The sequence below is a fragment of the Streptomyces sp. NPDC059874 genome, assembly GCF_042731135.1.
GTDB lineage: Bacteria > Actinomycetota > Actinomycetes > Streptomycetales > Streptomycetaceae > Streptomyces.
Genome location: NZ_JBHWJY010000064.1, coordinates 39,278 through 49,179, shown reverse-complemented (window position 1 = coordinate 49,179; position 9,902 = coordinate 39,278). Strand labels below are relative to the sequence as shown.

Genomic DNA, 9,902 nt, shown 5'->3' with positions numbered 1-9,902 from the left:
CGCTCGTCCTGCGGGGACACTCCGCCGTGTCCCCACCCCAACAGCACACTCCCGACCAGGGGCGGGGCCTTGGCCGACGGAAGAGCAGGGGCACTCCACGCTCCCGACCCACTGGGGCGCGCTTTCGGCCGTCGGGGGGAGCGGGGGCACTGCGGGGCGTCCCCGCAGGACGAGCGCGCAACCACGGCTCAGCAGCCGGGATGACCCTCAGTGCGCGAGGACGAGGAGACGCCCCGGAGGGACACCGCGGACCGGCCCGAGGAGCGAAACCCCGCCCGGGGGAACCAACCCAGCCCCGCCGGCGATTGAGGCGCAGGGCGGAGCCGAGGGGCGAGACCCCGCCCGGGGACACCACCCCAGCCCCGCCGGCGATTGAGGCGCGGGGGCCGGGGCCGAGCCTCGGGGAACGGAGGAAGGGCGGGGCGGGGAGAGGCTCCGCGCAGCGGCACCCGGCCCGCTACCGGCCGAGGCCGGTCCAGGCAGGGTGACGGGGATCATCCGCCCGAACCACCGCGTCGGCGGCCGACGCCGGGTCCGTCTCGGCCTCGTAGCGGGCGAACGCCGGCACGGTCCACCGCGCGGACTCCTCGGTACGCCGGGCCAGCGCCCCCGGCGACAGCCGGATGTGGACGCTGAGGTCGAAGGGGAACCAGTGCCCCAGCAGCAGCGGCCCGTGCACGATCAGGACGCCGCCGGGCGGGAGTTCGACGTACGGACTGCGCGTCGCGCGGTCGGTCACCGGGTCCCAGAGGTCGGGCAGCACCCGCCCGCTCCCACCGGGGTCCGTCGGGCCGAACACCTCCCGCCAGAGCGCGGCGGTGTCGTACCAGCCGCCGAGGTACGAATCCACGTCCTCGCGCCCGAACTCGAACCGCAGGGAGGCAGGCCGCAGGAACCCCTCGGCCGGCACCACCAGCGCGGACCGGCTGCGCAGGCGCAGTGCCTCGGCGAGGTGGCCCGCGAGGACACCGGTGTCGGCGGCGGGCGCCCCGTCGATGCCGACCCGCTGCCAACCGTCCCGGTCAGGGGTGTCGTCGAGGTGGCCGGCGAGCCGTTCGGCCATCCGCTGCCAGGTGATCGCTTCCAGCTGCACGAGTCCATTGTCAGCGAGCGTGCCCGCAGCAGACCGCCCGGGTGGCCGCGGGTGGGGGCGGGGTGGGTATGGAGAAGGGTGTGCCCTCGGGGAGCGCGGGGGTCACGTGGAGGACGACCGGTTCGACGCCGAGGTTGTGGCCCAGGTGGATGTGGTGGATGCCGGCCGGTTCGACGAAGGTGGTCCCCGCCGGGTGTACCTCGACCGTGCCGTCGTACAGGACCCGGGTCAGGATTCCCGCCAGGACCACGGCATCGAGCCGGACCCGGTGGAAGTGCCAGCCGGTGCAGCCTCCCGGCGGGATGACGATCTCCCGGCCCGGTGGCCTCGGGGTGGCACGTGGCCGTGCGGTCCTCACCTGCAGTGCGGCCATGTGCCCTCCTCCGTGGCCCGGTTGTGGGCCGCCGCCTCACGGTAGAAGGGCGACACGGGGTCGAGGAAGGCTTGGTGAAACATCAACCTCCGCTCCTTGTCAGGTGATATGAGGGCCCTCAGGCGGTATCACACCTGTATGAGCCTGGTGGTGTTCGAGTCCGCGAAGCAGATCCACTGCGCGGAGTGTCGGCAGGGCCCCCTGCGGCACCTCGTGCGCGAGGCCGGCGTGCCGCGCTGCCTGGATTGCGCGGATCTCGGGCATCTGGTGTACCTGCCGCGCGGGGACGCCGCGCTCACCCGCCGGTCCCGCGAGGCCAGTTCGCTGTCGGCCGTCGTCGTCCGCTTCAACAGGCGCCGCCGCCGCTACGAGCGCCAGGGGCTGTTCGTCGAGGATGCCGCGCTGGCCGACGCGGAGCGCTCCTGCCTCGCGGACGCCGAGGCACGCGCCCGGCGCCGGGAGCGCGACCGGGTGCGGCGCACGGGCGAGGACATCCGGTTCACGGCGGCCTTCGCCGCCGAGATCGTGCGGCTGTTCCCCGGCTGTCCGGCCGACCGGGCCGTCGCGATCGCCACGCACGCCTCGCTCCGCGGCAGCGGCCGGGTGGGCCGCACGGCGGCCGGCCGGGCCCTCGACGAACTGGCGGTCTCCGTCGCGGTGCGGGCGGCCGTACGGCACACGGACACCGAGTACGACGCCCTGCTGATGGCGGGGGTCCCGCGGTTCGCGGCCCGGGCCCGGCTGGCCGCGCGGATCGACGCCATCCTGGACGGGTGGCGTACACCGCCTAGTTGAGGCGGAAGCGACGGTAGAGGAGCACGCCGCCCAGGAGCAGGGCTCCACCGCCGGGCAGCAGGTAGCCGACGCCGTCGGACCCGGTGTGGGCGAGCGCATCGGTGTGCCGGGGCGGAGCGGGCGGGGTCACGGGCGGCTGGGTGGCGGGCGGCTGGGCGGGCTTGCCGGGGCCGGGCGTCGCACCGTTGACGGAGGTGTTGCCGTGGGAGGCGTTGCCGACGCCGACGACGTTCACGGAGTTGCCGCTGACGTTCAGCGGGAGGTCGACGGGGAGCTGGAGGCCGTTGCCGGACAGCACACCGGGTGAATCCTTTCCTCGCCCATCGGCCGAGGCACCCCCGCCGTTTCCGGCCCCGGGTTTCGAAGGATGCGATGGCCTCGGCTCCGGATGCCCGCCCCCGCCCCCGGGCTCCTCGTTGGCACAGCGGTTCCCGGCGGCCGAGTTGAGTACGCCGACCACGCTCACGGTGTTCCCGCACACGTTCACCGGGACGTGCACGGGCAGCTGTACCAGGTTCCCCGACAGCAGCCCGGGCGAGCGTTCGGCCCGACCGCCCGCCTCCGCGTCGGCATGGGCGAAACCGCTCACACCCGCGACCGCCAGCCCACCTCCCGCAACCACCGCCGCGATCAAGCCATTCCGACGACTGTGACGCATCAGTTTCCCTGCCTTCCGGAGGAGTCAGCGGGCGCTGCACCCGCACCGGAGACAACGCTCTGAACCCATTCGGGTTATAGAGCCGGTAGGCATTTCACTCCATCGTGTACTGGGTAGTGCCTATTTCATGACCGATCGCCCTGTGCTCCTCCTCGATGTGGACGGCCCCCTCAACCCGTTCCGGTCGCTCAGTGCCGGCCTGCGCGGATACACGAGCCACCGGATGAGGCCCGACGTCTGGCTGGCCTACCGCGACCCGGATTCCCGCAAGGCCCGCCGCGGCGCGCGGGTCCGCCTCCACCCCACCCACGGGGCGCGGTTGCTGGCCCTGCCCTTCGAACTCGCCTGGGCCACCGCCTGGACCCACCAGGCCAACACCCTCATCGCCCCGCACATCGGACTACCCGGTGATCTGCCCGTAGTCGAATGGCCGGAACTCTTCGCCGACGACCCGGACGGCCTCTCCTGGAAGACCCGCGCCCTCGTCGACTGGGCGGCCGGCCGGCCCTTCGCCTGGGTCGACGACATGATCACACCCCTCGACCGTGCCTGGGTCGCCGCCAACCACCCCGCCCCGGCGCTCCTCCTGCGCATCCACCCCCGCCGCGGCCTGCGCGACCGCGACTTCACCACCTTGACCCACTGGGCCGCCGGGCTCAGCGCAGGAGGGCGGTGACCGGGTCCGGGGCGGGGCGGCCCGTGGGCCACCAGTCCTCGTCCATGAGGCGGGACTCGTAGGGGTACCAGAGAGCGTCGCGGCCGAGGCGGAGTTGGCGGTTGTCGCGGGTGAGGCGGTTGCGGTCGGGGCGGAAGGAGCCCTGGGCGGCGGCGAGGAGGGCCGGGCGGGCGCGGTCGAAGGGGCCGGCCGGGGGGTCCCAAGGTTCTTCGAGGGCGGCGAGGGCGGGGCGGCCGCCCTGCCGCCAGGCCGCGGCGGCCCGTGCGAGGTCGGTGGTGGTCCGGCCGGTGGCGCGGGCCAGGTCCCGGTAGAGGGTGCGGGCGGCCCCCGTGAGGCCGGCCGTGGGGTGCGCGGAGGCGAGGCGGACGGCGTCCTGCCAGAGGGTGAGCCCGGCGATCGGGTCCTCGCCGGTGGTGAGGAGGGCCAGGGCGCGGGCAGCCGCGTCGGAGGCGAGCTGGTCCAGGGCGAGCGGGTCCGGGGCGGCGGGGTCGGCCGGGTAGGCGGGCGGCAGGCCCGCCGCTGCGGGTGCGGCGAGCGGCGCGGGCAGCGGCGGCAGGCCGACCCGTGCGAGCGCCGCGCGGGCCGGGACGCCGGGGAAGTCCGGTGCGGAGTCGGGCTGTTCCCGCGCGGCGTGGGCGGCGCTGCGGCGGCCGAGCTCGTCGAGCAGCTCCCGCTCGCCGCGGCCGCGCAGGAGCAGCAGGACGAACGGGTCCGCGTCCAGGAGGCGGGCCGCCCGGTAGCAGAGGGCCGCCGCGTGCTTGCACGGCGGACGCCCGAAGTCCGGGCACGAGCAGTGCGGGACGAGCTCGCCCGCGCCGGGCAGGACGGAGTCCGCGAGCGACTGCGGAACCTCCCGCTCCAGCAGCGCGGCGAGGGCCGCCGGGTCGGCCGCGACGGCCTCCAGCAGTTCCCTCCACCGCGTGTCGTCGAAGGCGGGCAGGGACAGCTCGGTGCGGTACGGGCGGGCCCTGCTGCCCCGGACGTACGCCACGATCCTGCCCGGGGTCACCGTGACCGCATCGACGTGCCCTTCCTCGGCGTACGTACGGCCCCTGGCCAGTCGGGCCGCGTCGGAGGACGCCCCTTCGAGGGCCGACACCCAGGCCCGGCCCCACCAGCTGACGGCTTCCACGCCGGCGGGCACGGTCTCGAAGGTGCGACGGCGGTCGTCGCGCGCGGTGATCATCCGGGCCTCCGCAGGGAGACGAGGTCGGCGAGCTCCCGGTCGGTCAGCTCGGTCAGCGCCGCCTCGCCGGAGCCGAGGACGGCATCGGCCAGCGCCCGCTTCGCCTCCAGCATTTCGGCGATCCGGTCCTCGACGGTGCCCTCGGCGATGATCCGGTGGACCTGCACGGGCTGGGTCTGCCCGATCCGGTAGGCGCGGTCGGTTGCCTGCTCCTCGACGGCCGGGTTCCACCAGCGGTCGAAGTGGATGACGTGGCCGGCCCGGGTGAGGTTCAGGCCGGTGCCCGCCGCCTTGAGGGAGAGCAGGAAGACCGGGACCTCGCCCGCCTGGAACCGGTCCACGAGCTCCTCGCGGCGCGGCACCGGGGTACCGCCGTGCAGCAGTTGGTGCGAGATCCCCCGGGCCGCCAGGTGCCGCTCGATGAGCCGGGCCATCGTCACGTACTGGGTGAAGACCAGCACCGAACCGCCCTCGGCGAGGATCGTGTCCAACAGCTCGTCGAGCAGGGCGAGCTTGCCCGAGCGGTGCGGGATCCGGGGCTGCTCCTCCTTTAGAAACTGCGCGGGGTGGTTGCAGATCTGCTTGAGCGAGGCCAGCAGCTTCATGATCATGCCGCGTCGTTCCATGCCCTCGCTCGACTCGATCACGGCCATCGCCTCGTCCACCGCGGCCTGGTAGAGCGAGGCCTGCTCGCGGGTGAGCGAGACCGGATGATCGGTCTCCGTCTTCGGCGGCAGCTCGGGCGCGATGCCCGGATCGGACTTCTTCCGGCGCAGCAGGAACGGACGGACCAGCGCCGCGAGCCGGGCGACGGCCGCCTCATTGCCGCCGTCCTCCTCCTGCTGGTGCTCCACGGGGCGGGCGTGGCGGGCCCTGAAGGTGGTGAGCGGCCCCAGCAGCCCCGGCGTGGTCCAGTCGAGCAGCGCCCACAGCTCGGACAGGTTGTTCTCCACCGGGGTACCGGTCAGCGCCACCCGGGCGGGCGCCGGGACCGTGCGCAGCGCCTTCGCCGTCGCCGAATGCGGATTCTTGACGTGCTGGGCCTCATCGGCGACGACCATGCCCCAGCCCTGCTCGGCCAGCAGCGGGGCGCTGGCGCGCATCGTGCCGTACGTGGTGAGCACGAACCCGCCCGCCGGCGCGGTCAGGTCGTCGAGGCTGCGGCTGCCGCCGTGGAAGCGGCGCACGGGCGTGCCCGGGGCGAACCTCTCGATCTCCCGCTGCCAGTTGCCCAGCAGCGAGGCCGGGCACACCACGAGCGTCGGCTCGGGGCGGTCCCGGTGCAGGTGCAGCGCGATCAGCGTGACGGTCTTGCCCAGGCCCATGTCGTCGGCGAGGCAGCCGCCGAGGCCGAGCGAGGTCATCAGGTCCAGCCAGGCCAGGCCGCGCGCCTGGTAGTCGCGCAGGGTGGCCTTGAGCGCCGAGGGCTGCGGCAGCGGAGCCAACTCCCCCGTCAGCCGCTCCCGCAGGGCGGCCAGCGCCCCCACCGGGACGGCCTCCACCGGCTCTCCGTCGACCTCGGCGGTCCCCGTCAGCACGGTGGCCAGCGCGTCCACCGGATCGAGCAGACCCAGCGACCGCTTGCGCGCCTTGCGCACCAGCTCCGGATCGACCCGCACCCACTGGTCCCGCAACCGCACGACCGGCCGGTGCGCCTCGGCGAGGGCGTCCATCTCCCCCGGGGTCAGCCGGTCGCCGCCCAGCGCCAGCTCCCAGGAGAAGTCGAAGAGGTGGTCGGCGTCGAAGAAAGCCGTGCCGTCGGTCGCGGATCCGGGCGCGGTGGACCGTATGACTGCGGTCGCGGACAGCGTACGAGCCAACTCGCGCGGCCAGTGGACCAGGACCCCGGCGCCCGCCAGCCGACTCGCGACCACCCCCAGCAGGTCCTCGAGCTCCGGGTCGGACAGGGCGAGGGCATCGGGAACGGGCTGGTCGAGCAGGCGCAGCAGTGGCGGCCACACGCGGGCGGCCCGGCGCAGCGCGAGCACCGCGTCGATCCGCGCGCGCGGTCCGAACCCGGCGGCCGCCGTGCCCGCCCACAGCTGCGCAGCATCGGTGACCAGCGTCGGATCGGCGAGGCTGTGCACCTGCACGACGGCGGCTCCGGCACGGCGGGTGTCGTCTCCCTCGGCCTCGTCGAAGAGGCTGAAGGAGGACAGGTCGAGCCGGAGCGAGATCCCGACGCCGGTATCGGACCCGGCCGCGACCTGCGCGGCCCACTCCTGCATTCCGGCCACTCGCTGCGGCTCCCGGGCGGCGAACGGCCGGCCCGCGGCCACGGCGGCCGCCGGTGTGCGGGGCAGGCTGTCGGCGACGGCGTCGAGGAGGGCGCGGACCAGTGCCTCCGGCTCGGGAAGCTGGAGCGGGCGGCGGCCGGCCAGCGGTGTCGCGTACCCCTCGTACGGCAGCGCGGCGGCGACCGCACGGAGGTGGTCGACATCGGCGGCATCGAGCGGCCCGGCACGCCAGGCGTCGACGCCCTCGGGGGTCAGCCCCGGCAACAGGCGGCCGCGCGCGGCGAGGGTGAGGGCCTGAGTGGCGGCGGTACCCCAGGCACGGGTGGCGGGATGCGCGGCGGGGCTCCGGGGCGCATACGCGAGGAGCGGCAGGGCGGAGGCCACGGAGAGGGTCACCGCGGGCACCGTCCGGCTGCGGACCCCGTCACCGTGCGGGCGGACGACGGTGAGCGGCATCGGCGCACCCGCGGCGGGCAGCGGGTCCCCATCGGGTGCCCAGAAGGCGAACCGGCCCTCGCGGGGGACGGCGGCGGGCAGGAAGACGGCGGCGTGACGCAACAGCGCCCGCGCGGACGCCTGCGGCTGCGGCTGCGGCTGCGGCTGCGGTGTCACGACGTCCCCCTCCCTGTCGAGCCGGTGTAGAGCAGACCGAGCCATGGCGATCTCTCCTGCCGACGAGTCTAGGCGCGGGCACTGACAACGCCGCTGACCTGCGGATCAGCGCCCCCAGCGGCCCTGTTCCGTCGCGTATCCGTACACCGGCCGACCCGTCGCGGCGCTCGTGCGCAGCGGCCTGCCGCCGCCGTCGTCGATGCGGAGGGTGCCGGAGCCGGACGGGCCGGTCCACCGCAGGTCGAGGGACCAGTCGCAGTCGCAGCCCGTGGTGGTGGCCTCCACCCGCAGGACGACCGGTTCGGCCGCCGAGACCTTCATCGGGAAGGCGGGTGCCGGGACCGGCCCCCCGGCGTCGTTCCCGGCGACGGGCCGCACCAGCGGGCGGGGCGCGTCCAGGTTGACGGCGAACACGGCCGGGGTGAGCCCCCCGCCACAGCCCTGCGACATCTGGTAGACGTTCCAGGCCGGCGGGGTGCGCCGCGCGGCAACCCGCACCTCCAGGTCTTCCAACACCACGGCGCCCATGCCCGCACCCGTGCCGTGCACGGTGACCTCCACGATCTGCGTCCCGGCGTGCACGGCCCGCTGCACCGCCGCCCAGGCGGGCGCGTCCGCCTCCACGGGCGGCGCGGGCACCGCCCCGGGCCCCCGCTCGATGAGGTACGCGTGGTCGCATCCGGCGGCCCACACGTGCGAGCGCACGGCCGCCTTGATCGGCACGGGAGCGGGCGCGGGGGCGCTGGACCCCGGCCGGGAAGCCGGCGGTGACCCCGGGCCCGAAGCGGGTGCGGACGCCTGCGGTGACCCCGACAGGGACCCCGACAGGGACCCCGATCCCGGCGGGGGCTCCGCCATCGACGCCGACGCCGATGGCGACGGCGCCGCCGAGCCCGACGCGGACGCGGATGCCGCCGGCGGCGCCGACACGGCCGGGGCCGCCCCCCACCCGCCCACCGCCACCGCCGCGACGGTCACCGCCAGCGCGGCCGCCGTCGCACCCACCGCCCCGAACACGACGACCCGTCGCCGATACCAAGGGCCCCGCACCCCCGGCCCCGGCTCCGGCTCCGGCTCCGGCTCGGGCACCGACACCGACGCCACGACGACCGTCGCCCCCGGCTCCGCGAGACGCGCCGGCTCGGCGAGGCGCGCCGGCTCCGCCCCCGCCCGCCGCCGCGCGTCCGCCAGCAGCCATGCCCGGTGCAGTTCCACCGCCTCTCGCGCCGACGCCCCGCAGGCCCGCGCGAAGCGGTCCACCACCGCGAACTCCACCGGCAGCGCGTCCCCGTTGCAGTAGCGGTGCAGGGTCGACGTACTCGTATGCAGCCGACGCGCCAGCACCCCGTAACTCAGCCCGGCGCGTTCCTTCAGCTCCCGCATCAGCCGTGCGAAGTTCTCCGCTTCGCCCGTCCCGTGGCTCCGTTCCATGCAAGGGGTGTTCCCCCAGGTTGGGAGCCGTACGGGCATTCCAGTGTCCCGACTTCGCCGCAATCCGTCGCCCCGCCGCCCTCCCGGGGAAGAGCCTCGTACACGAAGAACGAACGAGACACGAAGCACGAGACACCAAGCACGAAGCACCCACGGGGAGACCGCACATGTTTCGAGACAACGCAGTCCGACGCACCGCCGCCGCCCTCGCCGCGGCCGCCGCCCTCCTGCTCACCCCGGCCCTGGCCACCACGGCCGCCACGGCCGCTCCCACCGCACCCCGGTTCATCGACGGCACCGACCTGCCGCCGCACCCCACCTCGCCCTGGTACGCCGACGAGGTCGTCAAGGGGCTGCCCGAGTTCCCGCCGATCTGTCTGGAGGGCGGGCTCCCGGCTGCCGGCAGCCGGCACCGGCGCTTCGGCACCGAGTTCGACACCGGCGCCATGCAGCTCTCCGTACGGTCCGCCACGCCAGCGGCCGCCGCCAAGCTCGTCCGCACCCTGGAGCGGCAGGTCGCGGCCTGCGCCGCCGACTGGCTGCGGGCCACCCCGGGCGGCACCGCCTCCTGGGAGGACTACGGGACGCTCCCCGTCGAGGAGGGGGCGCACGTCTACGGGGTCCACACCTCGCTCCCCGAGTCCGAGCCCGGCGTCCACCTCTTCGGAATCGGACGCGACGGCTCCACCGTGACCGTCGTGCAGTGGGGTCAGATGGGCAACCTGTCCGACGCCCCGGTCGCCGATTTCCGCCGGACGACCACGACGGCCGTGAACAAGCTCAACCCCTGAGGCGGCCCGCGGCACGCCCTCGGTGGGACCATGGAACCGAGAGGCGATGA

The 9,902-nt window shown here is 75.0% G+C and carries 9 protein-coding genes; 3 read left to right on the top strand and 6 right to left on the bottom strand.

Annotation, left to right across the window (positions count from 1 at the left end):
• Window positions 1–457: 457 nt before the first annotated feature.
• Entirely contained in the window at window positions 458–1,093 is a 636-nt protein-coding gene (locus ACFV9H_RS29760; protein ID WP_385404156.1) for a uridine kinase, read from the bottom strand.
• A 10-nt stretch (window positions 1,094–1,103) separates the two neighbouring features.
• A complete protein-coding gene (locus ACFV9H_RS29755) occupies window positions 1,104–1,466 on the bottom strand; it encodes a cupin domain-containing protein (RefSeq protein WP_385404153.1) in 363 nt (120 codons plus the stop codon).
• Between the two features lie 138 nt (window positions 1,467–1,604).
• Here ACFV9H_RS29755 and ACFV9H_RS29750 point away from each other — a divergent pair, with 138 nt between their 5' ends.
• A complete protein-coding gene (locus ACFV9H_RS29750) occupies window positions 1,605–2,261 on the top strand; it encodes a DUF2293 domain-containing protein (protein WP_385404151.1) in 657 nt (218 codons plus the stop codon).
• Here the strand turns inward: ACFV9H_RS29750 and ACFV9H_RS29745 are convergent.
• The gene (locus tag ACFV9H_RS29745) at window positions 2,254–2,919 is read right to left on the bottom strand and encodes a chaplin (RefSeq protein WP_385404148.1); all 666 of its coding nucleotides are present in this window, start codon (window positions 2,917–2,919) and stop codon (window positions 2,254–2,256) included. The genes ACFV9H_RS29750 and ACFV9H_RS29745 overlap by 8 nt on opposite strands.
• Window positions 2,920–3,046: 127 nt before the next feature.
• Between ACFV9H_RS29745 and ACFV9H_RS29740 the strand changes: the two genes are divergently transcribed.
• Window positions 3,047–3,595 carry a hypothetical protein gene (locus ACFV9H_RS29740; RefSeq protein ID WP_385404145.1) on the top strand — a complete coding sequence of 183 codons (549 nt, stop codon included), beginning with the start codon at window positions 3,047–3,049 and terminating at the stop codon, window positions 3,593–3,595.
• Here ACFV9H_RS29740 and ACFV9H_RS29735 read toward each other — a convergent pair.
• The 3 genes from ACFV9H_RS29735 to ACFV9H_RS29725 form a co-directional block, all read right to left on the bottom strand.
• On the bottom strand, window positions 3,576–4,781 hold the full coding sequence (locus ACFV9H_RS29735; RefSeq protein WP_385404143.1) for an SWIM zinc finger family protein: 1,206 nt from the start codon (window positions 4,779–4,781) through the stop codon (window positions 3,576–3,578). The genes ACFV9H_RS29740 and ACFV9H_RS29735 overlap by 20 nt on opposite strands.
• Entirely contained in the window at window positions 4,778–7,630 is a 2,853-nt protein-coding gene (locus tag ACFV9H_RS29730; protein ID WP_385404140.1) for an SNF2-related protein, read from the bottom strand. Before ACFV9H_RS29730 ends, ACFV9H_RS29735 begins: the two co-directional genes overlap by 4 nt.
• A gap of 105 nt (window positions 7,631–7,735) precedes the next feature.
• Window positions 7,736–9,061: a helix-turn-helix domain-containing protein gene (locus tag ACFV9H_RS29725; RefSeq protein ID WP_385404138.1), complete on the bottom strand. Its 1,326-nt coding sequence runs from the start codon at window positions 9,059–9,061 to the stop codon at window positions 7,736–7,738.
• Window positions 9,062–9,228: 167 nt separating this feature from the next.
• Here ACFV9H_RS29725 and ACFV9H_RS29720 point away from each other — a divergent pair, with 167 nt between their 5' ends.
• A complete protein-coding gene (locus ACFV9H_RS29720; protein ID WP_385404136.1) occupies window positions 9,229–9,852 on the top strand; it encodes a hypothetical protein in 624 nt (207 codons plus the stop codon).
• Window positions 9,853–9,902 lie beyond the last annotated feature (50 nt).

What these genes read in the sequence shown, in the direction of transcription:
- ACFV9H_RS29755 (WP_385404153.1), bottom strand. Translation starts at nt 1,466, where the DNA reads ATGGCCGCACTGCAGGTGAGGACCGCACGGCCACGTGCCACCCCGAGG.
- ACFV9H_RS29750 (WP_385404151.1), top strand. Translation starts at nt 1,605, where the DNA reads ATGAGCCTGGTGGTGTTCGAGTCCGCGAAGCAGATCCACTGCGCGGAG.
- ACFV9H_RS29745 (WP_385404148.1), bottom strand. Translation starts at nt 2,919, where the DNA reads ATGCGTCACAGTCGTCGGAATGGCTTGATCGCGGCGGTGGTTGCGGGA.
- ACFV9H_RS29740 (WP_385404145.1), top strand. Translation starts at nt 3,047, where the DNA reads ATGACCGATCGCCCTGTGCTCCTCCTCGATGTGGACGGCCCCCTCAAC.
- ACFV9H_RS29735 (WP_385404143.1), bottom strand. Translation starts at nt 4,781, where the DNA reads ATGATCACCGCGCGCGACGACCGCCGTCGCACCTTCGAGACCGTGCCC.
- ACFV9H_RS29725 (WP_385404138.1), bottom strand. Translation starts at nt 9,061, where the DNA reads ATGGAACGGAGCCACGGGACGGGCGAAGCGGAGAACTTCGCACGGCTG.
- ACFV9H_RS29720 (WP_385404136.1), top strand. Translation starts at nt 9,229, where the DNA reads ATGTTTCGAGACAACGCAGTCCGACGCACCGCCGCCGCCCTCGCCGCG.